Origin of the sequence: Bradyrhizobium sp. USDA 4541 (genome assembly GCF_024171085.1) — a bacterium.
Classification (GTDB): Bacteria; Pseudomonadota; Alphaproteobacteria; order Rhizobiales; family Xanthobacteraceae; genus Bradyrhizobium; species Bradyrhizobium australafricanum.
Genome location: NZ_JALJZF010000001.1, coordinates 8282019 through 8307028, shown reverse-complemented (window position 1 = coordinate 8307028; position 25010 = coordinate 8282019). Strand labels below are relative to the sequence as shown.

The window sequence follows — 25010 nt, the reverse complement described above, 5'->3', positions numbered from 1 at the left end:
CGCGGCCGCTCCGCCAAAAGGATCTCGTGCGATGACCGACCACGACGACATCGAACCGACGCACGCCCCGTCTCCGACCGAACACGTCCTCAGCGAATTGCAGCTCTTCGGCTATCGCCCCTTCGACGATCAGCCAGATCCAAGACCTCTCCCCGAGAGCCAGATGATCGCCGCTACCATCGTCGATATGTTCGACATCCTGGTTGCCGCGCTAAGCGATACACGGCTCGAACCGGATCTCAGCGAACTCCTCTGGTCAACCGTCAATCTGTTCCATCGGGCCGTCGATCGCATCGAACGCCAGCTCGACGACAATGAACAAGCGCAGCACAAGAGCCAGCGGGAGCAGAATGGGTCAGAGGTGCGATCGGTCGAGCTCGAGCGCCTCACGGCGGAGGGCGTCACCTTGATCGAGCGCCGAAATTGCCTGGAACTCTTCCGCGACCAGGCGATGGAGCAATTTGAGGTTCACACCGGCTCGTCCTGGCGTCCTCGGTCGGGCTCGCTGGTGAGCCACCGCACGCTCACGGCAGCCGTGATCGACTCCCGGGACTTCATCGCTGCCAAGCGCCGCTCCCAGACCGAGGTCATGTTGCCGGCAGGACCGAAGATCGCACTCACCGGCGGGCTCGACTTCAACGACCACCGCCTCATCTGGGATCGCCTCGACAAGGTTCACGCCAAGCATCCCGACATGGTCCTGCTCCATGGCGGCTCACCCAAAGGGGCCGAACTGATCGCTTCCAAATGGGCGACGACCCGCAAGGTGCCCCAGATCGCGTTCAAGCCCGACTGGACGAAGCACGCCAAGGCAGCACCCTTCAAGCGCAATGATGCCATGCTCGAGCTCTTGCCGATCGGCGTCATGCATTTTCCGGGTACGGGAATCCAGGACAACCTCGCCGACAAGGCGAGGCGTTTCGGCATCCCCGTCTGGAAATTCGGCGGCGCATGAGCGCCGTCTGTTTCAAACCATCGAGCGGAGCTGGACGCCTAGCACCCCGGCGCGTCCAGCCTTGTATCCGAAATTGCGGCTTGCGATGGTGGTGCAAGACGCGATCGTCACCCATCCGGATGAAGCCGCCACCATGCTCGCGCCTGGTCTTGTTGTTACCACATCATGCATTGGCTTGTTCTGCCGGGCGGTCAGTGGCGGCATGGCCCTCTTCGTCGCACCTGGTGCTCCCGCTTGCAGCAGATCGGGCTGCTGACGCGTTTTGCGTTGGCGGCGCGACATGGACGCAGGTGACTGTTCCTGCTTGCGAAGACCCGCCTGCTGGAGCCGCCTGAACTGGTGGAGCAACAGTCTCAACCCATTCTCATGGCCGCCACGTGCGAAGGATGATCCCTCGTCACCTTCCTCATCGAAAAGGTTGCGCGGGATCGTCGTATTGAACGGGGGGCAAGTGACTGGAGCGAGAGATATCGCGCCCCTCTTCGGAACGCTTCGACCAGGCTGCGCCGATCTCGGCCCGGCCCACCTCGTCGTTTGGCACGTTGATTCGTTCTCGATTGTTCTCTCATGACGACACCGCCCTTTGCGGCAGGTTGTTTCTCTTTGTTCGCCGAGTCGTTCCAACCTCTTGTGCAGCCCAACCGAGATTTGCCAAGTCGTCTCCCGAGCTTGCGATCCAGCCCGCGGACGCACGTGGCCTCTTGGATGGCTTGATCTGGCCGAAGACCGGCTCCGCCTCGATCGTCTGAGCCGCAACGCCGTTGATGCGACTTTCTTCCCCTGGGCTTCGCCCATTCCTCGCGAGGCAAGAAAGTCGCCACAACGGCGTCCTCCGCTGCGCTCCGGCCCGCAAGGGGTGCGTCGCCGATCGTCCTCGGCCTTTAGATCGCCATCGAGGCCGCGGTGGTCGCGGGCTCGAAACACAACAGGAGAAGTGACATGGCTAACATCGGTACTTTCAAGAAGGTGGGCAACGATTTTCAGGGCGAGATTGTCACCCTGAGCCTGCAAGCCAAGGGCGTCCGTATCGTCGCCGAGACTAACCGCTCCAACGACAACGCTCCGAGCCACCGCATCTACGTGGGCCGGGCCGAGATCGGGGCCGGCTGGTCCAAGCGCTCCAACGAGGGGCGCGACTATCTGAGCCTCAAGCTCGACGATCCGAGCTTCACCGCTCCGATCTTCGCCAACCTCTTCGCCGACGAGGAAGGTGAGGGTTTCAGCCTGATCTGGTCCCGTCCGACCCGTCGCAACGGCGACTGACCCGATCCACGATGCCTCGCCCGGCTGGTCCGGGCGGGGCATGACCTTGCGCAGGAGGCGGCCGCGATCTTGCGGCAGCGTCGCAGCACGACGACGCGAGCTTCGCCGGACGGACGCACCGATCCCCTCAAGGAGCTCTAGTCGCAAGCCACCGAGGGCGCGTCGTCGTGCTTGAGGTGTCGCTTTCGGACATTATAACTCACCAGCCAGATGACGCCGACCGCGATCGGCACGAAGGCTGCGGTCAGGAACGAGGGCTCTACTCGCAGTCCGACATCATGCGCGCCCTTGGCAAGATAGCTAAACAGGCTGACCACATAGTACCCTATCGCCCCGACCGACAATCCTTCGACCGTGCACTGCAGCCGAAGTTGCTGTCTCGCGCGCTCGTTGATGGCCTGCAACAGGTCACGATTCTGTCGTTCGATTTCGACGTCGACCCGAGTTCGCAACAGATCGGCGGCACGCGCGAGCTTGACCGAGAGAGTCGCCTGACGATCCTCCACGGTCGCGCAGGTTCGCATCGCCGGGGCCATGCGGCGCGCCAGAAACGACGACCAGGTTGGATAGCCCGAGACATCGGTGCCTTCAATGATGGACAGTCGCGATTGGACCAGCTCGTTATAGGCCCTGCTGGCGCCGAAGCGAAACAGGCTGCCGGTCGCGCCTCTTTCGAAGGATGCGGCCAGCGCCGTCAGCTCGGCAAGCAGATGGTTGTTGAACTGCAGCCCTTCACCGCTTTGCATTTTCTCGAGTGCCTCAACAAGACGGCGGTCGATGCGATCAACAGATGGTGCAAGCTCAAGGGCCGCCGACAAGCCAAGAAGCGCCAATGGACGGTAGGTCTCGATTTCCAGGAGTCGTTGCACCAGCGCTCCGAGATCGTGCGACGTCAACCCGAGGTCGCAGACGAGGATTTTCGTGAAGCCTTTTTCGTCTACGCGGAAGTCTGAGGCCGCAACGCCTGCGCCGCTCTTTGTGGCAACCATGGCCAGGCTGTTCTTGTCAAAAATCTGTTCGGCCCGCCTGGTCGGCGAGGCGTCCTGCTCGACCTCTAGCCTGATCGCGACCAGCAACTGCCCGGTCTGACGCAACGCGCGGATCAGCGATCGGACGGTACCATCAACCTTGTCAAATCGGTCTGCGGCAGAACAATTTGCGTTGGTCCAGATCCAGGTGAATGTTGTGAATTCTGAATGCTGCTCCCAGCGTAGCGTAGCGGGCCCGATGACAATCTGATGAAGTTTCGTCGACTGATCAGGCGGCGCAAGATTACGCTCGAGGCAAAAATCGATAAAACGGCAGCGATCGCTTGAGGCCGCCTCGCCCTGTGCAAGAAAAGCGAAGTGGATCACGCTGAAGGGCGAAACCAGGCGCGTAAAAGGGCGCGCGTGCACTTCGCCGAGCACAGCGTCGCGTTGCGGATGTGGCGTGAAGGTTCGCAGGTCCAGTTCATCGATCATGTATTGACGCCTTGCTTCAGGGTGAGCAGGCAACCGTCAGCCTTGACGCGGGAGGCAGTGGCGGTGCCGGGAACGCACGGCCAGGTTGCTGATCAAGCCATGTCGACGATCATTACCGAAGCCGCCTCGACTCGGGAAAGAGGTCTTGCGGGAGGAGGGTTAGGCCAGGCAGATTGACATGGAGCAGCCTCATCCAGCTTTCGAACGACGCCATCAACGGCATCTGCCGCGTACGGTCCGGTGTCTATGGCGAAATGCCCGCGTCGCGGCTCAATAAGTGTAGCGGTGCGCCAGCAAGCCGTTCCTCGACCTTGACGATGGCCCGCCGCACCGTCCGACGAATGCTTGGAGTTACGCGGACAGGGTTGTCTGTCTCCGAATCCCACCGACATCGCCCGCCACCGAAGGGGTGCCGCATGCAAGTGAAGATACGCCGACCCTCTTCTGAAAGCAGTTGTCCGGTCGCATGACCGATGCCGTGCGAGGTCGCGGCAAGCAGGAACGTCTTGCATTCTCCCGGCGTGGTGCGGACAAACAACCTCGGGTGCGGCAACCGCATTGTCGATTGGCGGATCGAGGCCCAAACGCGACTCCCATCTTGTTGCCGTCGTCAAACTTCCTGGCGCAGAGAGCCGGTGCAGGATTTGGGCCAGCACTATAGAAGGGGCGCTCCCGCGTCGTTTTTACGCAATGTGGCTTTCGAAGACAGTCGGGGGTGGGTTTCAGACATGAAGCGCGCTTGTATTCCGACAGAATGCGCACGTGGCACAGGCCGCAGGGAATTGCGTGTTTTCGGCAAGGTGATCGCTCGCCCGGCCGCTGCCATTGAGCGGGCACGCTCTGGCTGGATTTGTCGATGCCGAGCCCTGCGAGTGACCGCGCCCGGACCCGCGGGGCAAGGTGCTCGGTGATGGGCTGATAACGTCACATCGCGTGAGGTTGACTGGATCACGCAGCTGGAGCTCTCGCCGTCCTCGTCTTTGATACGTCACTCAGAGCAGCCCAAGCGTCGCGGCTTGACCGATTGCCGCAGGAGATAGATACGCGGCGACCGTTGTGAGCGATCAACCAAATAGCGGCGGATCACAGATACGGCCGGCGACTATTGTGAGCCCGAGCGTAGGGCCGAGGCGTTGATCGCGGAATCGGAAATCTGCGCCTGGCAGCACAAAGAGCTAATCACCACTGAATTCGTTGGGCCTGCTTCTCGGCGGGACTCGGCCTCGCCACGTTGTCCTTGATGTCAGCTCTGTTCGGATCGAGCGCACGAAACGGCCTCTTCGATGGATGGATCTGCCCGAAGGACGGCTGCGCCTCGACCGCCTATGGCGCAACAGCGGCGTCATAACTTTCTTCCCCTGCCGGCTGCGCCGTCATTCCTCGCGCGAGCCAAGAAAGTTGCTCCTTTGCTGTCCGGCCCCTTCGGGGTGCGCCGTCGATCGCCTCCGGCCTGTCGATCATCATCGAGGCCGCATGGTGCGGGCTCGGAAAACTTCAGATCAAGGAGAACTACCATGGCGACCATCGGCACCTTCAAGAAGACCGGCAACAACGAGTTCACCGGCGAGATCGTCACCCTCTCGCTCCAGGCCAGGAGCATCCGGATCGTCCCCGAAACCAACCGCTCCAGCGAGAATGCACCGAGCCACCGGGTCTATGTCGGCCGAGTTGAGATCGGCGCAGCCTGGTCGAAGCGTTCCGAAGAGGGCCGCGATTACCTATCGCTCAAGCTGGATGACCCCTCGTTCAATGCACCGATCTACGCGAACTTGTTCGACGACGAAGGCGGCGAAGGCTACACGCTTCTCTGGTCGCGGCCGCGCAAGAACCGCGAGTAACTTAGCCGAGTGCTGGCGCCCCGCTGATCCGCGGGGCGCTTCGCGGCGGCCTGAGAGGCCCTGCGATCTGCCTGGCGCCGCCGGTCGCGCCGACGTGGCGGGCGCTCAGCCAGGTTTGCCGGCGCCATTGTCGCCGTCAATGACGATCAGGCCCGTTTTCCCGAACCAGAGGCGCTCACGCGGCGCCAGCGTGTTGACATGAGACAGGCTGCGAGGGCGCCCAGCCGAGGGATGACGTGGCCCGGCTGCAGGGTCCCTGACACGGCTCGCCTCGAGCGAGGCGGTCGCCGCATCGCCCTTGCAGATCGCGACCAGCGCTTGATGTCGGCTGCCTCGAGCTTTGTCGGCCGCCGGTGATCGGACCACTGTCGCTGGCTTGAAGCTGTGAAGGAACGTTCTCGTCACAGCGCCAGCGACCGTTTTAGATCGTCGTGCTCGAAGGCGCTGGCCATACGGTTGATTTCGGCCGGGCGGGCGCCGACCCCCTTGGCGGCTTCGCGCCAGGTTGCCGTCACGCTCGCGACTTCTTTGATAATCGCCCGGGCCTGCGGCAGCGTGAGTGCGAAGAACTCCGATGCGGCCTCCAGCAGATCGAGCGAGCAGGTGCCCTCGTCCAGATCGATGTTCGTCGACAACACGCGGGCCTTGAGATCAGTTGGAACGGGATTGAGGTCGTATGCCGGCGAGAGAGACCATCCTGCTTTTCCCAGCCACAGGAAACCGTGGTTGCGGAGGTGATCGTCGACATTGGAGATCAGCACGTTGAAGACGACACGCCGATAAAGGGCATGGGCATCCGTTTTCCCTTGTGCGCCGTGTTGAGCAAGGGCATCGACGATCTCCGGATAGCTGCCGCGCTCTCCGTCTTTGGCGCCCATCATCGCCATCGCCGACAGGAACGGGATGCGGATCGTACCGTCACGATCGAAGCGCCGCGACAGCATGACCGGCTTGCCGCCGACGTCGATCAGCTCGTGCTGCGGAGTGGCGATACCTGCCTGGCCAGCGAGCCGCAGCGCGATCTCTTCCCAGGTCTCCATGCTATAGTCGTCGGTCTCCTTCGGGAATTTGGCGATCGAGAGGCGACCATGCTGGTCAATGACTGAGGCCTTCGGACGCCCGCCGCCGAGCGAAGAGCCGGGGGCAAAGATGAGTTGGAGTTCCTCATCTGTTTCTTCATCCCGGAGAATCCGCTCGGTGATTTGGAGCAACCGGCCGAGTTCGATCAGGGCAGGAACGCCGGCCCGGGTCGGCGCCTGGAAAACACCGTCGCCGACCCAGCGGAAACGGAGCGCGCCCAGCCGGCTCTCGTCGGCGACGCCTAGCAGGTAGTCGCTTTCCGCGAGGGTGCGGACGGCACGGCCCTCGTGTTCGGCGAGGCGGCGCTCGGCGCGCTGCATGAGACGGCGGCCCCAGGTGTCCGGCGCCGAGTCGCCAATGGAGCCAAAGATGGCTAGTCGGGCAGGAGGAGCGAATGCGCCGCGTGTCAGTGCAAGTGCCGGCTCCAGCGAGAAGCGATCCGGATCCTCAAGCCATGCAGCGTCGTACTCGAAGAGGATGGTCTCCGCGCCTCTGACGCGATTGCTCCTCGCCAACCCTATCGGGCGCGTGCGGCTGTCCAGATCGATGTGCACCTCGAAGTCAGCCATCGTGGGATGGTCCGGTTGGCCGCTTGAGGTGGACGTGCTTGGGAAGGTGCGCGCTGGCGAGGGCCTGGCCGACGCTGTCGTTGCTGATGTCGGCGACCTGACCCAGGCCGTCGAGCAGGCCGAGCGCCTGCAGCACGCCAGCGTAGATGCCGATGCTGACGCTGGTGTCACCAGCTTCGACCCTTTGCAGGGTCGACCGGGACGTGAAGGCGCGCTCGGCCACGACCGCCATCGGCAGCCGTCGGCGTCGACGGGCGTCATGGATGTCCGCCCCAAGCTTGCGCAGCGCGCGCCGTACCGCAGCGGGAGGTTTGTGTGGAGTAGGCATTGTTGACGTCTTCATGCTTCATATTCGAGGAATATGTAGCACGAAGGTTACAACTTTCCTAGATGAGCCGAATGATCGAAGGTTCGATTTTACCTCATTCGCGGATGTCGGCCTTGAGTTCCGACCGCGGCCCCCCTCGCTCTGGCTTTCACATCGGCGGACTGGCTGCAATTTCTGTCAATCTGACTGAGCCATCTGCTTCCGTCAGGATTCGATCGATTGGCAAGCCGGTGCCAGGGCACGGCCTCGATCCGAGCGGATCATTCAAGAGATAGCAGCTGAGTGTGGCCGCACGTCGCGTCTCACTCTTGCTTCCGAGCATGACCGTGCCACGGTCCTGCGGAAATATTGCTCGATCATCTCAGGTCGCGCGCCGCGGAATACTGCTACGTCGGCGTCACGAGGAATTGCGATTGTAGAAGCGTGTACCGGCGTCGAGGCCCACTTCGCCGGCATGACATCTCAGACGGCCGACGCTCCCATAGCGGCAGCTCGCCCTCTGCAACGTGCTGCTGTTATCCGAGCGCTCGCCGCTCATTGCTGCGATGAGCGTCTATCGAATCATCGCCGGAGCGCTGCTCGGCAAAAACGCATCCCGGCCGCGCAAGATACGGTTCCTCGCAATCGGACCATCCGAGGAGCGGAGCCTCGCCCTGATAATCGCCGGCTATTGCAAGGCTTCTGAGGCGAGCGCCTTCGATGGGGGTGTCGAAAATCACCGCATCATCTTCGGCATCCCCCTAAGCACCTCTACTCCGCGATCGTGGCAGTCGACGCGCGGCGAACTTCGTACGCGCTCCAAAGGAGCACGGAGCTTTTCAAATGTCCGATCCGAACACGGATAAGCCGCCGCGTTACTTACGCACGTCCGAAGCCGCGCGCTTCTTGAGTTTGTCCGGCCGCACGTTGGAGAAACACCGAACCTACGGAACCGGTCCCGAGTATCACAAGATTGGCGGACGCGTGGTCTATTCAGTAGCTGACCTGACAGCATGGGCCAAACTCGGCAAGAAGAAGTCGACCTCGGATCCTGGTGGCGGCACCGTACTGCCCGCAAGACGGCGTGCGCCAATTCCCTATGCGGGTAAAGAGCGGCGCTAGGCCATGTCCGTTAGCAAATCCTCAGCGCACCGCCGAAGGTGTCGCTGCGCACTTCAGACCCCTTTTCCCGGCGAGCTACGGGCTCCCGAGACGCGGCTTGAAATTGTCGGGAATGCTGGTCAGGATCGTGATGGCCGCCTTTTGCGGCATCGCCCGCGTCAGTTCGTCGCCGCATTTGGTGATGCTTCCGATGCGACCGGTTTGCCCGGATTGATGGCGCCGTCGCGCCAATCCGAAATGGGCCCGGACATTGGTCGACTTCCTAGATCGTCTCGGATCCAGCGACACGTCGAACCCCGCGTGCAAGTCCATCGTTCGACTTCGTCGCCGACGGCTGGAATGCGCGGTGCGCTCCAGCCGCGAATCGTTGCGCGGCATCGTCGCCGTAGCGCAGCATGCAAGGGGGCACAGCTCAGTACTGCTGCTCGCCATAAATACTTGGGCTTCTTTCTGGCGGACCAGGCCTCAACTTTCATGGGAACTGACTGGCAACGTCAGGCCGCCAGGCCTGCTCACCTCCAGAAGAGGCACACGCGCTTCGCTCAGCCCAAAGCATACCGTTCCCGATTCGAGCGTCAGGGAGCGGCGGCATGAACGATCTCACGGAAGTGGAAGTCTTGTGGCTCGAGAAGCGTATCGAAAACCGCATTCGGTTCGGTCGTATTGTCAAGGAACGAAAGCTTGATCGTCACCGGCGTGTCCTATCATTTGCACCGGGTAGCATCTTTGCCTTCGTCCGTTGGACATCCAACGACTTTGGCACGATCATGTCGCGGATTGACATCTTGCGCGCTGTCGCACCGGGACAGCGCTGCTCGACCGTACCGTATGTGAGGCCCGGCGGAGAGATCGTGCTGCGGCTCTCTGGCTGGCCGAAGGTCGAGCGAGTGTTGCAGATGGTTGATGCCGTCGAGGCGCTTGGAATCGATCCGGCTGACGTCGCTCCCGATCATTGGCATCATGTTCATAACCGTCTGTCCGTCAACGAAAACCCGCGTCCATACACGAAAACACGCCACCAGGCCTGGCTCCATCGTCGCAGAGTGATGCGATGACGAGCCGCCTGATGACGCTGACCACGATGCTTGCGGTCGCTGCCGCGCTCATCGCGACGATCGTCCTGGAGCCGCTTCCACTCTATATTTGGAATGCATCAGCAAGCGTGCCAATCGGTCTTTACAGCTTACGACCGACGAAGCGCTTCCATGTCACCGAGCTGGTCGCCGTTCAGCCGCCGGAGCCGCTTGCGACCCTCCTCGATTTGAACGGCTATCTGCCGGTCGGCGTCCCCATGCTTAAGCGGGTCTTGGCCCTGCCGGGGCAGACGGTCTGCAGAAGCGGGCGGACGATTTCGGTGGATGATGTTGCGGTGGGCGAGGCGAAGGATCGCGACGGACGCGGCCGGCCGCTGCCCAAATGGCAGGGCTGCCGCGTCGTCGGCGACGGCGAGCTCTTTCTCATGAATTGGCAGTCGGACGACTCCATGGACGGCCGATATTTTGGATTTCTTCCGGCGTCAGCGGTGATTGGTTGTGCGCTCCCGGTCTGGACCTGGGAGGAGTGACCGTGCGTGTTCTACGTGTTCATCCCGCCATTCCTCGGTTAAATTGGTTGCGGGACCGTTCCTCCGTCCCAGCCAACGCTTGCAAGCCTCACGCGCCCAGCGGTGGTCCAAATGATCGGCGCGAAGCGGCTTTACGCTGCACGGGCGCGAGCACGACGGCAGGCCTGGCTCGGTTAGGTGTACCTGTTTGGGTGGTCGTGTCGCTGCTGCTTGCTCTGACCGCATCTGACACGACCGCTCTGGCCCAAAACGGGTCCGCTGCGCTCCCAGCGATCTGTCGAACCACCCACACGCTTTCGGGCTTCATCGAAGAAGCCTCACAACGCTTTGCGATCCCGGCCCGGTGGATATGCTCGGTTTTGAGCATCGAAACTGCTGGAGACATGCAGGCCAAGTCGCCCAAGGGCGCAATGGGACTGATGCAGATCATGCCGTCAACTTGGGCGGAACTGCGCCAACGCTATGATCTAGGGAACGATCCGTACGATCCGCGTGACAACATTCTGGCCGGCACGGCGTATCTCCGTGAATTGCTCGACCGCTACGGTTCGCGTGGCGCCTTTGCTGCGTACAACGCGGGACCAACTCGCTACGAAGAACATCTCGCGGGAGCAGCTTTACCTGACGAGACGCGAGCATATGTGGCAAAGCTTGCAAATTTGCTTGGCATCCAACCGCGGCCCTCGTGTACCGCGAGCTGGAGGTCATCAGCAGCCGCGACGCTGTTCGTTGAGCGAACTGACCAGATGGAAGCGCGAAGTAGGCCGACAGCGCTCATGCTCTCGCGCTACGCAACGATCGCAATCTCGCCGCGCGATGTTACGCAGATGGCCCCCAGGCGTACTGGCGTTTTTGTAGCTCGATCGGACGCGAGGGCATTACGATGACCAGCAATGGCTCGCTTCAGCAAGCAATCGGTGGAAGAGCGAGAGCAATGGGCAGGCACGACATGTGCGTCCGGGGGCTGCACATGACGTCATGTCTTGACGAGACTAGCGGCCTCGGCCGGCAATGCGTCGGCTCGGCGAACTCCTACTCTGTGCGGGGCCCTGCCATGGCAGCTACCGCCTTCGCAATCACCGCTTCGGCGCGCTCTATCGCGGCGCGGAATTCCTCGCTCTTCCAAATATCAACCGAATGGCGGTCATCGTACGACTCGTCCGTGGTGTCTTGCGCGCGTGAGACCAACTTGCGAAGTACCGCAACGGCTTCGGAGAGCAGCTTGTCGACAATGCGGAATAAGACCGACCGGAATGACGCGCGCGGCATCGGGCGGATGATGCGGTCGGACTGGTATCGCGCCGTTCATGTCAAGAACATCGACATGCAGAAGATGTGCACGCTGCTGACCAGCCGAAGGCTGCTCAAGCGCAAACTAAGCGACCTCGAGAACCACATTCGTGGTGCGCTGCGGGCCTATGCTTTGCTCGTTGGAGCGATTGCCCGTGGCGCCTTTGAGGCGCGCGTCCGCGAGTTGATCGAGCGCACCGATCCGATCTTCGTAATGACCATCGAGGCCATGTTGGATGTGCGTCGCGCCATCCTAGAGGGGTACGATTGGCTGCACTGTGTGCTGCTCCAGGTCGTCCAGCGTGATGATGTGTGGCGGGGCGCCTGATGACGGTTCCCGGCGTCGGTCCCGTTGCGGCCCTGTCGTACAAGGTCGGCGTCGATGATCCCTGGCGCTTTGCCAGATCGCGAACGGTAGGCGAGCATTTTGGTTTGGCGCCGAGGCGGCAACAGTCCGGCACGTCGATCGATTACGAAGGGCGCATCAGCAACCTGGGTGACGTCGCAGTACACGAGCCGGCCGCAAGCCTGCTGCTGCGGGTCAGGACATGGTCGGCACCGCGAGCGTGGGGCCTGCGGATCGCCAAACGGTCGAGCATGCTGTGCGCGATCACCGCCGTCGCGCGCAAGCTCCGCAAGCATTCTGCACCGAATGTGGGGCAGCGAGACCGATTTCCACGTTGGTTTTGGCGCCAAAGTCACGCAGCAGCTGCGGTTGAAACCTGCACGGTAGCCGCGGTGCGGGCGACGACGGATTAGCGCTGGGTTTGCGCCCGGCATGTTGAGGGAGGAACGAAATTAGAGATCCGCGTGCGGTGAGCGTCCCCTGGCGGGTGCGCGAAACGGGGAATGTCCGCTATCTCTTGCCTGCTGCCGCCCTTCGAGGGCGAGAGCGCCGGACTGCTTGGACAGCCCTGTTTACGAATCTGATGAAGAGCATGCGACGGCCTAGTGCTGAACGCGAAGGAACGCATGGACCCCGCCTGGTGAATGCAACCGCAAGCGCGGTGTGGTGACGTTTGTGCGTTGTCGATGCAGGGAGTCCGTCATGGTTGAAGTGCGACGAGTCGAAAAAAGGCGTAGGAATGAGTTGACTTTGAACGCCCGATTAGGAAGGCGAGATAAAAGGGGCTCACCGGTCGAACCACAAGCCATTGACATGGCTTGGGTTCCGGCGTGCCGGTCGGTCGGGGTGCGTGCCGCGCCTAAGACTTTCCCCAGAACATTCAAACATGTTTTCGGCACTCTAGGTCTCGCTGCGTTCTTCGAGGCCCGGTCATGACCGCAGGCGATAGCGACTTGCGAATTCGGCCTGGGCGCATCCGCAGTACACGCGCGCCGAAGCCCAAGAGCTTCATCAACCAGGTGCTGCGGGCGGCGAAGAAAGCCGGACATACCTCGGGGCAGGCCGCAGCTGGCAGACGCTCTGCGGCCTATGGGCGATCGACGTTTGGCCGCGGGCGGCTTGCTTTTAGCCGGGCCAGACTGTTCAGCCCGACCCGGCGCGTCGTGGTGAAGGCGCGCGTGGTGCGGCACAAAGGGCGAGCCTTCCGCTCAGCGCCACTGACGGCCCATCTTTCGTATTTGAAGCGCGACGGTGTGACCAGAAGCGGTGAGCGGGCCGAGATGTTCGATGCCGGCGGCGATCGTGCCGATAGCGCGGCTTTCGCGGAACGATGCAAGGATGACCGGCATCACTTCCGGTTCATCGTCTCGCCGGAGGACGCCGGCGAGATGACCGAACTGAAGGCCTTCACCCGCGATCTCGCCAGGCAGATGGAGGCCGATCTCGGTACGCGGCTCGATTGGGTGGCCGTCGATCATTGGAATACCGATAATCCTCACGTCCATCTTCTCGTGCGGGGCGTGGACGAGGAAGGAGCGGATCTCGTGATGTCCCGCGACTACATCAGCCAAGGCGTGCGTTCACGTGCCGAGGAACTGGTCGCCATCGAACTGGGTCCAAAACCCGAGCACGAGATCCGCAATTCGCTGGAAAGGGAAGTCACGGCGGAACGATGGACGCGGCTCGATCGGGAGATCCGGCTGGCGGCCGACGAGACCGGCACTATCGACCTTCGCCCAGAGAATCCCGGCAGGTCCGATCCCGAGATCCGGCGCCTGATGGTCGGTCGCCTTCAGCACCTGGAGAAGATGGGGCTCGCCGCATCCGCCGCCGCACCAGGGGAATGGATGGTAGGCCTCGAGGCCGAGCGGAGCTTGCGCGACCTCGGCATGCGTGGCGACATCATCAAGACCATGCACCGCGCCTTTACCGAGCGTGGGGAAGCGCGCGGCGTTGCCGACTTCGTCATCGAGGGTGGACAGCCGACGTCCCAGATTATCGGACGACTGATCGACCGTGGATTGCATGACGAACTGACCGGCGAGGCCTACGCCCTGATCGACGGAACAGATGGACGCGCTCACCACGTGCGCTTCCGAGGACTCGAAGCTTTCGACCACGCACCGCCGATCGGCGGCATCGTTGAAGTCAGACGCTTCGGTCAAGCCGGCGATCGGTGGCCGACCATAGTGCTGGCGATCCGTTCCGATCTCGATCTTGGTAGCCAGATCACGGCACGAGGGGCAACCTGGCTCGACCACCGGCTGGTTGAACGCGACCCCATGCCGCTCGCCATGGGCGGTTTCGGCCGCGAGACCCGCGACGCCATGGAAGCCCGTACCGAGCATCTGGTTCAGGAGGGCCTGGCGCGGCGGCAGGGCCAACGCGTCATCCTGCAGCGCGACCTCCTGAACACGTTGCGCTGGCGCGAGCTGGACGAAGTGGCAGCAAAGGTTTCGGCCGACACTCGCCTGCCTCACGTGAACGCCGCCTCCGGGGAGCATGTGGCGGGCACGTATCGCCAGCGGCTGACGCTCGCCTCGGGACGCTTCGCCATGATCGATAATGGGCTCGGCTTCCAACTCGTGCCCTGGTCGCGCGAACTCGAAAAGAGGCTCGCTCAACACGTCACAGGCGTGGTGAAGGATGGCGGCGGCATCGAATGGGCCTTCGGTCGGAAGCGCGACCTCGGTCTCTAGCAATTTCTCCAATTCAGTTGCGGAAGGACGTTCGGGATGTCCGGAACCAAAATCCTCTGGGGACAGGTGATCGTTGTCGGCCTGATTGTTTTGCTCGCCATCTGGGGAGCAACCGAGTGGACGGCTTGGCGACTTGCCTGGCAACCAGCGCTTGGGCGGCCCTGGTTCGAACTGTCCGGCTTCAAGGTCTACTACCCACCGATCTTCTTCTGGTGGTGGTTCGTCTATGACGCCTACGCGCCACAGGTTTTTGTCGAGGGAGCCTTCATCGCAGCGTCAGGGACCTTCGTGTCGATCGCGGTGGCGATCGGCATGTCGGTGTGGCGCGCGCGTGAAGCCAAGAATGTCGAGACCTATGGTTCGGCGCGCTGGGCTGATCCGGAAGAGGTTCAAGCGGCCGGACTTCTCGGTCCGGATGGTGTGGTGCTCGGTAAACTCGACCGCGATTACCTCCGGCATGACGGACCAGAGCACGTCTTGTGTTTTGCGCCCACCCGGTCTGGCAAAGGCGTCGGTCTTGTCGTCCCATCCCTGCTGGCTTGGCCCGGCTCGGCCATCGTTCACGACATCAAGGGGGAGAACTGGCAACTGACCGCGGGCTTTCGCTCGCAGCATGGCCGCGTCCTATTGTTCGACCCGACCAACCCAAAGTCCTCAGCCTACAATCCGCTGCTCGAGGTCCGGCGCGGGGAATGGGAGGTTCGCGACGTCCAGAATGTCGCCGACGTCCTGGTCGACCCGGAAGGCTCGCTCGACAAGCGGAACCATTGGGAGAAGACCAGTCATTCGCTCCTGGTCGGCGCCATCCTCCATGTCCTCTATGCCGAGTCGGACAAGACCTTGGCTGGCGTTGCCGCCTTCCTGTCCGACCCGAAGCGGCCGATCGAGGCGACTCTGAGGGCGATGATGACCACGCCGCACCTCGGCGAGCAAGGTGCTCATCCGGTCGTCGCCTCGACCGCGCGCGAACTCCTCAACAAATCCGAGAACGAACGTTCCGGCGTTCTGTCCACCGCAATGTCGTTTCTCGGGCTCTACCGCGACCCCGTGGTGGCCCACGTGACCTGCCGGTGCGACTGGCGGATCGCCGATCTGATCTCAGATTGCGGCCCAACGACGCTCTACCTCGTGGTGCCGCCCTCCGATATCTCGCGGACCAAGCCACTGATCCGCCTGGTGCTGAACCAGATCGGTCGGCGCCTGACCGAGGATTTGCACGCCCGTGACCGGCGGCATCGAGTTCTGATGATGCTCGACGAGTTCCCGGCGCTGGGTCGGCTTGATTTCTTCGAGTCCGCGCTTGCCTTCATGGCGGGGTACGGCATCAAGAGTTTCTTGATCGCGCAGTCGCTCAATCAGATCGAGAAGGCCTATGGGCCGAACAACGCGATTCTCGACAATTGCCACGTCCGCGTCAGCTTCGCGACCAACGACGAGCGGACCGCCAAGCGTGTGTCCGACGCGCTCGGTACCGCGACCGAGATGAGGGCCATGAAAAACTATGCCGGTCATAGGTTGAACCCCTGGCTGGGGCACCTGATGGTCTCGCGCCAGGAGACGGCGAGGCCGCTTTTGACCCCGGGCGAAGTCATGCAGCTTCCGCCGATGGATGAGATCGTCATGGTAGCGGGCACGCCGCCGATCCGGGCGAAGAAGGTCCGCTATTATGAGGATGCGCGGTTTACTGAGCGGGTCTTGCCGCCGCCCGATCCGGCGTCATCCGGTCGATCTTCGCGAACGGACGGATGGTCGACGCTTGGAACGCTGAAGCCGGCACCGCCTCCAATCGACAGGGGGCAAGGAAAGGAAGACACGGAGAACAGCGGTCTCCGTCGTGAGCCCGAACTCCCCGATCACGTTGCGATCGCCAAGGAGACGAGCGAGCCGACCCCGGCGGAGGAATTTGCCGCGGTTCTTGACGATGATGAGGATGCGGCCCGCCAGTCCCGGCTCATGCGCCAACAGATGCGCGGCGTCGCCCGTCAGGTCGCCATGGACCCGAATGACGGTATGGAGCTCTGAGGCGATATGCGCGACCGGATGAATGTCTACTTCCCGCCAGAGCTGCTGAAGCAGATCTCGGAGCTCGCCGATCGCAAGAAGCTTTCCCGGTCTGCGATCGTGGAAGCGGCTGTCGCTTCGTTCCTATCGCCGGACGGCGCGGACAGGCGGGAGGCAGCGTTCGCCCGTCGCCTCGATCGGCTATCGCGTCAGATGCAGCGATTGGAGCGTGACGTCGGTCTGACGGCTGAAACCTTGGCTCTTTTCATTCGGTTCTGGCTAACGATTACGCCGCCGCTACCCAACGATGCGCAGGCGGCCGCGCAGGCAAAGGGTAGGGAACGCTTTGAAGGATTCGTCGAGGCGCTCGGGCGTCGCTTGCAAAAGGGGCAAAGCTTTCTACGCGAGATTCCAGAAGATATCCGCCGTCAGAACCCGGCCGAGGAAACCTGATTGAACCGTGTACATAGACCATTTCGGCGGTCCTTCTTTTTCTACGCCAGCCCACGATCGCAGCAATTTAGCCAAGCCCTTAAAAAGCTGGACGCGCTATCGGCTCGAATGAGCTGAGGAGCAAGAAGGGCCAGCATGCAAATTCTAGGGGCATGGCGTCTTACGGCGCGCGTATTCTTCCCGTTTGCTGCTGGATACTATCTTTCGTATCTGTTTCGAACGATCAACGCCTTGATTGCCGGTCGTCTCAGCTCGGATACCGGGCTTGGGACCGCCGACCTCGGGCTGCTTACGTCGGTCTATTTCCTTGTTCTCGCGGCGGTCCAGATCCCAGTTGGCATTTTGCTGGACCGGTTTGGTCCGCGTCGCGTCCAGAGTGCGCTGCTCGTGCTCGCAGCAGTGGGCGCTGGATTGTTCGCGGTATCCGCGGGTTTCCTGTCATTCTTGATCGCACGCGCGATGATTGGGCTGGGCGTGGCAGCGGCTTTGACGGCGGGCCTAAAATCCATAGTCCTTTGGTTTCCCAGAGAACGATCGGCCTTGCTTAATGGCTACATGGTGATGCTCGGATCACTGGGGGCGGTAACCGCCACGGCTCCCGCCGAGTATCTACTCGCCTGGATGGGCTGGCGCCAACTCTTTGAAATCTTGGCGGCTGCGACCGCTGCGACGGCCATGCTCATCTATGTCGTGGTTCCCGAGCGAGCTATTGTCCCTTCGACCCCGTCAATGTCCGCCAACCTTAGCGCGGTTTTCGGCGATAAACGCTTCTGGCGTATTGCCCCGCTGTCGGCGTCGTGCGTTGGATCGGCCTGGTCTCTGCAGGGATTGTGGGCCTCACCATGGCTGATGGACGTGGAAGGTCTCGATCGTGCGGGCCTCGTAGGACAGCTGTTCATGATGTCGATCATACTTAGCGGCGGGGCCTGGTTGTTCGGTACGATTGTTCATTACATTAAACGAAGAAGTCTCGGGGCCGAGACAATATTAGCGTTGGTCGCAATACTGTTTATCACAGCGGAGTTAGCGTTGATCCTGCGCGTGCCTTTGCCGTCCATCTTGCCCTGGTCCGTCGTTGCGATCGTCGGAACGGCAACCGTGGTCAGCTTCGCGGTGATAGCGGATTACTATCCGCCGGAACTTGCCGGTCGCGCCAATGGGGCGTTGAACGTCTTGCATTTTGTTTGGGCATTTCTGGCCCAATACGCGACAGGTCTGGTCCTGGAACAATGGTCCATGAATGATGGCCATAGGTCCGTCCAAGCTTATCAAGTCGCGTTCGGTCTCAACGTAGCACTGCAGATCGCGACGCTGGTCTGGTTCGCGGTGCCCTGGCGCCGATCCATCGCTTCGTGGATGAGTTCAATCCTCGTCTTCAAGCAGGCGGATGTTACCTACGCTGTCGGGTCAGTTGGGCTGTATGAGGATTCGGTCATCCTCATGCCCGCGGATGACGATGCGGAGTGGTGAGCAACAACTCAAGACGAACGGATACGATTAAGTAGCCGTCAAATGCCAGTTCGCACTCTTCCTTTTTCTACGCCAGCCTACGATCACCGAAAGCGCTTGTTGCGCCAGGTGCATTGGTGCCTTTTCTAATCATCCCCATCTGAGGGTGCTCTTTGGGCGTCCTCATTCGGGGGACGAACGATGGCTATCCATTCCATTCAATCGGAAGCGAGTTCGCGAGGCGCGCGAATGCTGCGCAGCGCGCTTGGCTCTGCGATTGCCGGCTACCTCGAAGACGATGCGATCATCGAGGTGATGCTCAATCCAGATGGGCGGTTGTGGATCGACCGGTTGTCGAATGGCCTGATCGACACAGGTGAAACTCTGTCGGCGGCGGACGGCGAGCGCATTGTTCGTCTGGTAGCGCACCACGTAGGTGCGGAGGTGCATGCCGGCTCGCCGCGGGTCTCGGCCGAATTGCCTGGGACCGGTGAGCGCTTCGAAGGCCTGTTGCCTCCGGTCGTTGCGGCACCGGCCTTTGCTATCCGCAAACCGGCCGTGGCCGTGTTTACACTCGACGACTACGTCGCCAGGGGGATCATGACCTCGGAGCAGGCCAGGACCCTGAAGGACGCGGTCTCCGCACGGAGGAACATCCTCGTCGCCGGCGGGACATCGACCGGCAAGACAACCTTGACGAACGCACTCCTGGCCGAGGTCGCGAAGAGCTCCGATCGGGTCGTGCTGATCGAAGATACGCGCGAACTCCAGTGTAAGGCGCCCAATCTCGTAGCTTTGCGGACCAAAGATGGCGTGGCCACGCTTTCCGACCTGGTTCGCTCATCGCTGCGATTACGTCCGGATCGCATTCCGGTTGGCGAGGTTCGCGGTGCCGAAGCGCTCGACCTGCTCAAGGCCTGGGGCACCGGTCACCCCGGTGGCATCGGGACTATCCATGCGGGCAGCGCGGTCGGCGCGCTGCGGCGGCTCGAGCAACTCATCCAGGAAGCGGTCATCACGGTTCCGCGCGCCCTGATCGCGGAGACCATCAATCTCGTTGCTGTGCTTGCGGGTCGCGGCGGTGACCGTCGCCTCGCTGAACTCGCCATAGTCACGGGCCTTGGGGCCGCCGGTGACTACAACCTTTCATCAGCAGGAGACTGACATGCGTCAGCAATTTCGCTTTCTTCGAGGTGCATCGCTGGTCGCCTTCGGCGCGGTGCTTTTGACGTCAGCACCAGTGTGGGCGGCTGGCTCGAACATGCCGTGGGAGCAGCCACTCAATCAGATCTTGCAGTCGGTTGAAGGTCCGGTCGCCAAGATCATCGCCGTCATCATCATCGTCGTGACCGGGCTCACACTCGCGTTCGGGGATTCGTCAGGTGGTTTCCGCAGGCTGATCCAGATCGTGTTCGGTCTGTCGATCGCGTTTGCCGCCTCGAGCTTCTTCCTGTCGTTCTTCTCCTTCGGCGGCGGCGTGGTGATCTGATGGGTGATCAGGTTACAGGCTTTGTCGTGCCCGTTCACCGTGCGCTCACCGAGCCAATCCTGATGGGCGGCGCGCCGCGGTCGGTTGCGATTGTCAACGGCACGCTTGCGGCAGCCCTTGGGCTGGGATTGCGGTTCTGGATCGCGGGTCTTGTTCTCTGGTTCATCGGCCACATGGCCGCCGTCTGGGCCGCCAAGCGCGATCCCGCCTTTGTCGATGTGGTGCGCCGACATCTGCGCATTCCCGGTCATCTCAACCTCTGAGCTCTTGGTCATGATGAACCTTGCCGAATATCGCCATTCCAATACACGTCTTGCCGACTTCCTGCCTTGGGCAGCCCTTGTCGACGAGGGAATCATCCTGAACAAGGACGGCTCATTCCAGCGGACAGCAAAGTTCCGCGGACCCGACCTGGATAGTGCAGTGCCGGCCGAACTCGTCGCCGTTGCCGGCCGTCTGAACAACGCCGTGCGTCGCCTCGGATCCGGCTGGGCCGTGTTCATCGAGGCGCAGCGTCACTTTGCGGGGGCGTACCCACCTGCCTCCTTTCCGGACGTCGCTTCCGCACTGGTCGACGCGGAACGCAGGGCTCAGTTCGAGGAGGCGGGGGCGCATTACGAGTCCAGCTACTTCGTGACCCTCCTCTATCTGCCTCCCGAGGAGGGAGCGGCTAAGGCGGAGCGATTGCTCTATGAAGGTCGCGACCGCACCGTTGGAGCAGATGCCCGGGAGGTGCTGCGCGGGTTTGTCGACCAAACCAACCGCGTGCTCAGTCTCCTTGAAGGGTTCATGCCAGAATGCGCCTGGCTCGATGATCAGGATACGCTAACTTATCTGCATTCGACGATCTCGACCAAGCGTCATCGGGTTCGAGTGCCCGAGATTCCTATGTACATCGATGCGCTGTTGGCCGACCAGCCGCTGACCGGCGGGCTCGAGCCGATGCTGGGTTCGGCCAATGTGCGGGTCCTGACGATCGTTGGCTTTCCGGGCGCCACGACCCCGGGGATCCTGGACGACCTGAATCGCCTGCCATTCTCTTATCGTTGGTCGACCCGGGCGATCATGCTCGACAAGACCGACGCCACCAAGCTGCTGACCAAGATTCGCCGGCAGTGGTTTGCCAAGCGAAAGTCCATCGGCGCCATCCTCAAGGAGGTCATGACGAACGAGGCATCGACGCTGCTTGATACCGACGCCCACAACAAGGCGCTTGATGCCGACGCGGCGTTGCAGGAACTGGGGTCGGATCAGATCGGACAAGCCTTTGTTACGGCGACCATCACTGTCTGGGACCGCGATCCCAACACTGCTGATGAAAAGCTGAGGCTGGTCGAGAAAGTCATACAGGGCCGAGATTTCACCTGCATGATCGAGACCGTGAACGCCGTCGAAGCCTGGCTCGGCAGTCTGCCCGGGCACGTCTACGCGAATGTGCGGCAGCCCCCGGTCTCGACCCTCAACCTTGCGCATATGATTCCGATGTCGGCCGTGTGGGCGGGCGAGGCGAGGGACCTCCACTTCAAAGGCCCGCCTCTGTTGTTCGGCAAGACCGAGGGATCGACGCCGTTCCGATTCTCGCTCCACGTTGGCGACGTCGGTCATACCCTTGTGGTGGGACCGACAGGTGCTGGCAAGTCGGTGCTGCTCGCGCTGATGGCGCTACAGTTCAGGCGTTATCCGAACTCGCAGATCTTCGCGTTTGACTTCGGTGGTTCGATTCGAGCGGCCGCCCTCGCCATGGGTGGCGACTGGCATGATCTCGGCGGCGCATTGTCCGACGGAGGTGAACAACCCGTCGCCCTGCAGCCGCTGGCCTGGATTGATGATCCTTCCGAGCGCGGATGGGCCACGGAATGGATCGGCGCGATCCTGGCACGGGAAAAGATCGAGATCACCCCTGAGGTCAAGGATCATCTGTGGTCGGCGCTAACATCTCTCGCTTCGGCACCGAGAGAGGAACGCACCCTCACGGGCCTGTCAGTCCTTCTTCAATTGAACTCCCTGAAGCGCGCCCTGCAACCATACTGCCTGGGCGGACCTTCCGGGCGCTTGCTCGATGCCGAATTCGAACGTCTCGGCGAGGCGTCGGTCCAGGCGTTTGAGACCGAAGGCTTGATCGGAACGAGTGCGGCGTCGGCCGTGCTGGCGTACCTCTTCCATCGTATTGGTGATCGCCTCGATGGCCGGCCGACACTCCTGATTGTCGACGAGGGTTGGCTTGCCCTCGATGACGAGGATTTTGCGGGGCAGCTCCGGGAATGGCTGAAGACGCTTCGGAAGAAGAACGCGTCCGTCATCTTCGCCACACAGTCGCTCTCGGACATCGATGGCTCTGCGATCGCGCCCGCGATCATCGAAAGCTGCCCAACACGCTTGTTACTGCCGAACGAACGGGCGATCGAACCGCAGATCACTGCCATCTACCGCCGTTTCGGCCTCAATGATCGCCAGATCGAGCTTCTGAGCCGCGCGACGCCGAAGCGCGACTACTACTGCCAGTCTCGTCGCGGCAACCGTATGTTTGAGCTCGGGCTTGGCGAGGTGGCACTCGCCTTCACCGCCGCCGCTTCGAAGACTGACCAAGCGAACGTCACGCGGCTCCTGGCTGAGCATGGACCTGATGGCTTCGTGCCGGCCTGGCTTCAACACCGTGGCGTCGCATGGGCGACGGATCTGATCCCCAATCTCGTCAATCTGGAGAAATCGCTATGAGGCGACTTGGCTCATTGCTGGCTGCTGGCACCATCGCTCTATCGCTTGGCGTTACGATGCCTGCACGGGCATTGATCGTCTTTGATCCCAACAACTACGTCCAGAATGTCCTGACGGCCGCGCGGGAGCTCCAGCAGATCAACAATCAGATCACCTCGTTGCAGAACGAGGCACAGATGCTGATCAATCAGGCGAAAAATCTGGCCAACCTGCCGTATTCGTCGCTGCAGCAACTGCAATCTTCGATCCAGCGGACCCAGCAATTGCTGGCCCAGGCCCAGCGCATCGCCTACGACGTGCAGCAGATCGACCGCGCCTTCTCGACCAGCTACGCGCCGGCCACCAGCAGCCAGTCGAGCCAGTTGCTGATCTCCAACGCTCAATCGCGATGGCAGAACTCCTATGCAGCGACGCAAGACGCGCTTCGTGTCCAGGCCGGCATCGTTGGCAACCTCGACAACAATCGCATCCAGACGTCTGCCCTCGTAACGTCGAGCCAGAGTGCCAGCGGCACCCTGCAGGCAACTCAGGCCGGCAACCAGATCCTCGCACTTCAAGCGCAACAACTTGCCGATCTCACGGCGGCCGCCGCGGCGCAGGGCAGGGCGCAGAGCCTTGAGGCCGCTCGGCGCGCCTCGGCTCAAGATCAAGGACGAGAGCAGCTTCGGCGGTTCCTGACACCGGCGCAGGGCTATCAATCCTCCAACGTGCAGATGTTTCACTGATGACCGACGTAAAGGCATTCAAGGCCCTGTCGCTACTTACAACAATCGGCCTGGTGGTCGTCGCTGCCTGCACGATTCGACTGCGTGGCGGAGACGATTCTCCGCCGGCACCGAGGGCGGCGCAGGCGACCGATGCAGCCAAGTTCGACCTCGCAGGCTGCCGCAGCGTTACTCCTGAGGAAGCAGCAGATTATCGGCATTGTAAGCGCGTTTGGGACGAAAACCGGCGTCGCTTCTTTGGCAAGAAGGACAGCGCCATAGCTGCCGGCCACGATGATTCGTCCAGCTCGATACCCATCCCAAAGGATCAAAGCCGAATTCCGCAGGGATATCCGAACCTGGCGGCACCTGAGGCGAGCAGGCCATGACCGGTACCGGGATCATCGACCAGTTCCTGGAAACGTTCACGCGTTATATCGACAACGGTTTTGGGCTGCTCGGCAGCGATGTCGGATATCTCGCAACGACCCTTGCTGCGATCGACATCACGCTTGCCGCGTTGTTCTGGAGTTGGGGAACTGACGAGGACATCATCGCGCGCCTCGTCAAGAAGACGCTCTTCGTGGGGGTCTTCGCCTATCTCATCGGCAATTGGAACAGCCTGGCGCGCATCGTCTTCGAGAGCTTCGCCGGTCTTGGACTGAAAGCATCGGGCGCAAGCCTGTCCGCATCCGATTTTCTGAGACCTGGAAAGATCGCTCAAGTCGGGCTCGACGCCGGCCGACCGTTGCTCGACTCGATCTCTAACCTGATGGGTTACATCAGCTTCTTCGAGAATTTCGTCCAGATCGTCGTTCTCCTGTTCGCCTGGGTCGTGGTGTTGCTCGCCTTCTTCATTCTCGCGATCCAGCTCTTTGTCATCTTGATCGAGTTCAAGCTCACAACGCTGGCTGGCTTCGTGCTCATCCCATTTGGTCTGTTTGGCAAGACCGCCTTTGCGGCGGAGCGGGTCTTGGGCAACGTCATCTCCTCAGGGATCAAGGTCCTCGTCTTGGCCGTCATCGTCGGCATTGGATCGACCCTGTTCTCGCAGTTCACCGCTGGCTTTGGTGGCAATCAGCCGACCATCGAAGACGCGATGACACTGGTGCTTGCGGCGCTCTCCTTGCTGGGCTTGGGCATCTTCGGTCCAGGAATCGCCAACGGCCTGGTGTCCGGCGGACCGCAACTCGGCGCCGGTGCGGCGATTGGAACGGGCCTTGCCGCTGGCGGTATTGTTGCCGCCGGCGCAGGCCTCGCCGCCGGCGGTGCTGGTCTCGCTGGCGGCGCGATCGCTGGCGCCGCGCGTAGTGGCGGCGCTGCCATGAGCGGAGCATCAGCGGCCTATCGGAGCGGCGGCCTTGCCGGTGTCGCGGAGGCCGGCGCTACCGCTGCGATGAGCCCGTTGCGTCGTTCAGCGGCTGCGCTCGGCGGAGGTGGGGAAGCCGGCGCGCAGGGCGCGAGCGCTTCGGCCGAAGGGCAGCCCGATTGGGCGCGGCGCATGACGCGTGCCGAGACTGTTCGGCACGGTGCGTCGGCAGTCAGCCACACGGTCCGCTCAGGTGATCACGGTGGCGGCGGCTCTTCCGTCGATTTGTCTGAAGGAGAGCGCTGACACTTAGCCACTGCGCCTTCGCCAGCCGCTGCGCGACCGACTGAAACGCGGACACCGAACAACTCGAAAACGATTACTTGATCTCAAG

General features: G+C 61.9%; 24 protein-coding genes. 20 read left to right on the top strand and 4 right to left on the bottom strand.

The features are described 5' to 3' along the window. Positions 1–31 precede the first annotated feature (31 nt). Positions 32–955, top strand: a complete 924-nt coding sequence (locus tag J2R80_RS39785) for a DUF2493 domain-containing protein (protein WP_253641073.1) — start codon at positions 32–34, stop codon at positions 953–955. Between the two features lie 939 nt (positions 956–1894). Next, positions 1895–2218 (top strand): DUF736 domain-containing protein, encoded by a 324-nt coding sequence (locus J2R80_RS39780; RefSeq protein WP_253624270.1) that lies wholly within the window; start codon positions 1895–1897, stop codon positions 2216–2218. A 137-nt stretch (positions 2219–2355) separates the two neighbouring features. Here J2R80_RS39780 and J2R80_RS39775 read toward each other — a convergent pair whose 3' ends face one another. After that, positions 2356–3681 (bottom strand): DUF3422 family protein, encoded by a 1326-nt coding sequence (locus tag J2R80_RS39775; protein WP_253640523.1) that lies wholly within the window; start codon positions 3679–3681, stop codon positions 2356–2358. A 1514-nt stretch (positions 3682–5195) separates the two neighbouring features. Between J2R80_RS39775 and J2R80_RS39770 the strand changes: the two genes are divergently transcribed. Continuing rightward, the gene (locus J2R80_RS39770; RefSeq protein ID WP_253640522.1) at positions 5196–5519 is read left to right on the top strand and encodes a DUF736 domain-containing protein; all 324 of its coding nucleotides are present in this window, start codon (positions 5196–5198) and stop codon (positions 5517–5519) included. 401 nt (positions 5520–5920) lie between these two features. Here J2R80_RS39770 and J2R80_RS39765 read toward each other — a convergent pair whose 3' ends face one another. Together J2R80_RS39765 and J2R80_RS39760 are read right to left on the bottom strand one after the other, a co-directional pair. Then, positions 5921–7168 (bottom strand): type II toxin-antitoxin system HipA family toxin, encoded by a 1248-nt coding sequence (locus tag J2R80_RS39765; protein ID WP_253640521.1) that lies wholly within the window; start codon positions 7166–7168, stop codon positions 5921–5923. Further along, entirely contained in the window at positions 7161–7496 is a 336-nt protein-coding gene (locus tag J2R80_RS39760; RefSeq protein ID WP_253640520.1) for a helix-turn-helix domain-containing protein, read from the bottom strand. The genes J2R80_RS39765 and J2R80_RS39760 overlap by 8 nt, the downstream gene beginning before the upstream one ends. 822 nt (positions 7497–8318) lie before the next feature. Here J2R80_RS39760 and J2R80_RS39755 point away from each other — a divergent pair. Beyond that, positions 8319–8597: an AlpA family transcriptional regulator gene (locus tag J2R80_RS39755; protein ID WP_253640519.1), complete on the top strand. Its 279-nt coding sequence runs from the start codon at positions 8319–8321 to the stop codon at positions 8595–8597. A 75-nt stretch (positions 8598–8672) separates the two neighbouring features. Here J2R80_RS39755 and J2R80_RS39750 read toward each other — a convergent pair whose 3' ends face one another. Then, complete coding sequence (locus J2R80_RS39750; RefSeq protein WP_253624264.1) at positions 8673–8909, bottom strand: transposase; 237 nt, start codon at positions 8907–8909, stop codon at positions 8673–8675. Between the two features lie 278 nt (positions 8910–9187). On the opposite strand from J2R80_RS39750, the gene J2R80_RS39745 reads away from it, so the two are divergent. The 16 genes from J2R80_RS39745 (at position 9188) to trbL (ending at position 24922) form a co-directional block, all read left to right on the top strand. Then, positions 9188–9652 carry a DUF2840 domain-containing protein gene (locus J2R80_RS39745; protein ID WP_253624263.1) on the top strand — a complete coding sequence of 155 codons (465 nt, stop codon included), beginning with the start codon at positions 9188–9190 and terminating at the stop codon, positions 9650–9652. Beyond that, complete coding sequence (locus J2R80_RS39740; RefSeq protein WP_253640518.1) at positions 9649–10161, top strand: S26 family signal peptidase; 513 nt, start codon at positions 9649–9651, stop codon at positions 10159–10161. Before J2R80_RS39745 ends, J2R80_RS39740 begins: the two co-directional genes overlap by 4 nt. A 191-nt stretch (positions 10162–10352) precedes the next feature. After that, positions 10353–11048: a lytic transglycosylase domain-containing protein gene (locus J2R80_RS39735; RefSeq protein WP_309143787.1), complete on the top strand. Its 696-nt coding sequence runs from the start codon at positions 10353–10355 to the stop codon at positions 11046–11048. Between the two features lie 344 nt (positions 11049–11392). Continuing rightward, on the top strand, positions 11393–11779 hold the full coding sequence (locus tag J2R80_RS39730; RefSeq protein WP_253640516.1) for a hypothetical protein: 387 nt from the start codon (positions 11393–11395) through the stop codon (positions 11777–11779). Further along, positions 11779–12210, top strand: coding sequence for a transposase (locus J2R80_RS39725; RefSeq protein ID WP_253640515.1), 432 nt, complete (start codon positions 11779–11781; stop codon positions 12208–12210). Before J2R80_RS39730 ends, J2R80_RS39725 begins: the two co-directional genes overlap by 1 nt. Before the next feature lie 519 nt (positions 12211–12729). Next, positions 12730–14496: a DUF3363 domain-containing protein gene (locus J2R80_RS39720; RefSeq protein WP_253640514.1), complete on the top strand. Its 1767-nt coding sequence runs from the start codon at positions 12730–12732 to the stop codon at positions 14494–14496. 36 nt (positions 14497–14532) lie between these two features. Then, the gene (locus J2R80_RS39715; protein WP_253640513.1) at positions 14533–16518 is read left to right on the top strand and encodes a conjugal transfer protein TraG; all 1986 of its coding nucleotides are present in this window, start codon (positions 14533–14535) and stop codon (positions 16516–16518) included. A 6-nt stretch (positions 16519–16524) separates the two neighbouring features. Next, the gene (locus tag J2R80_RS39710; protein ID WP_253640512.1) at positions 16525–16950 is read left to right on the top strand and encodes a CopG family transcriptional regulator; all 426 of its coding nucleotides are present in this window, start codon (positions 16525–16527) and stop codon (positions 16948–16950) included. Between the two features lie 135 nt (positions 16951–17085). Continuing rightward, a complete protein-coding gene (locus J2R80_RS39705; RefSeq protein WP_253640511.1) occupies positions 17086–18420 on the top strand; it encodes a nitrate/nitrite transporter in 1335 nt (444 codons plus the stop codon). A gap of 228 nt (positions 18421–18648) precedes the next feature. Continuing rightward, positions 18649–19563 (top strand): P-type conjugative transfer ATPase TrbB, encoded by a 915-nt coding sequence (trbB, locus tag J2R80_RS39700; RefSeq protein WP_253640510.1) that lies wholly within the window; start codon positions 18649–18651, stop codon positions 19561–19563. Between the two features lies 1 nt (position 19564). Further along, positions 19565–19888 (top strand): TrbC/VirB2 family protein, encoded by a 324-nt coding sequence (locus tag J2R80_RS39695; RefSeq protein WP_050387944.1) that lies wholly within the window; start codon positions 19565–19567, stop codon positions 19886–19888. Beyond that, complete coding sequence (locus tag J2R80_RS39690; protein ID WP_253640509.1) at positions 19888–20151, top strand: VirB3 family type IV secretion system protein; 264 nt, start codon at positions 19888–19890, stop codon at positions 20149–20151. Before J2R80_RS39695 ends, J2R80_RS39690 begins: the two co-directional genes overlap by 1 nt. A gap of 10 nt (positions 20152–20161) precedes the next feature. Further along, positions 20162–22603, top strand: a complete 2442-nt coding sequence (trbE, locus tag J2R80_RS39685) for a conjugal transfer protein TrbE (protein ID WP_253640508.1) — start codon at positions 20162–20164, stop codon at positions 22601–22603. After that, complete coding sequence (trbJ, locus tag J2R80_RS39680; RefSeq protein ID WP_253640507.1) at positions 22600–23328, top strand: P-type conjugative transfer protein TrbJ; 729 nt, start codon at positions 22600–22602, stop codon at positions 23326–23328. Before trbE ends, trbJ begins: the two co-directional genes overlap by 4 nt. Beyond that, the gene (gene trbK-alt, locus J2R80_RS39675; protein ID WP_253640506.1) at positions 23328–23696 is read left to right on the top strand and encodes a putative entry exclusion protein TrbK-alt; all 369 of its coding nucleotides are present in this window, start codon (positions 23328–23330) and stop codon (positions 23694–23696) included. The genes trbJ and trbK-alt overlap by 1 nt, the downstream gene beginning before the upstream one ends. Next, positions 23693–24922, top strand: coding sequence for a P-type conjugative transfer protein TrbL (trbL, locus tag J2R80_RS39670; protein WP_253640505.1), 1230 nt, complete (start codon positions 23693–23695; stop codon positions 24920–24922). The genes trbK-alt and trbL overlap by 4 nt, the downstream gene beginning before the upstream one ends. Positions 24923–25010 lie beyond the last annotated feature (88 nt).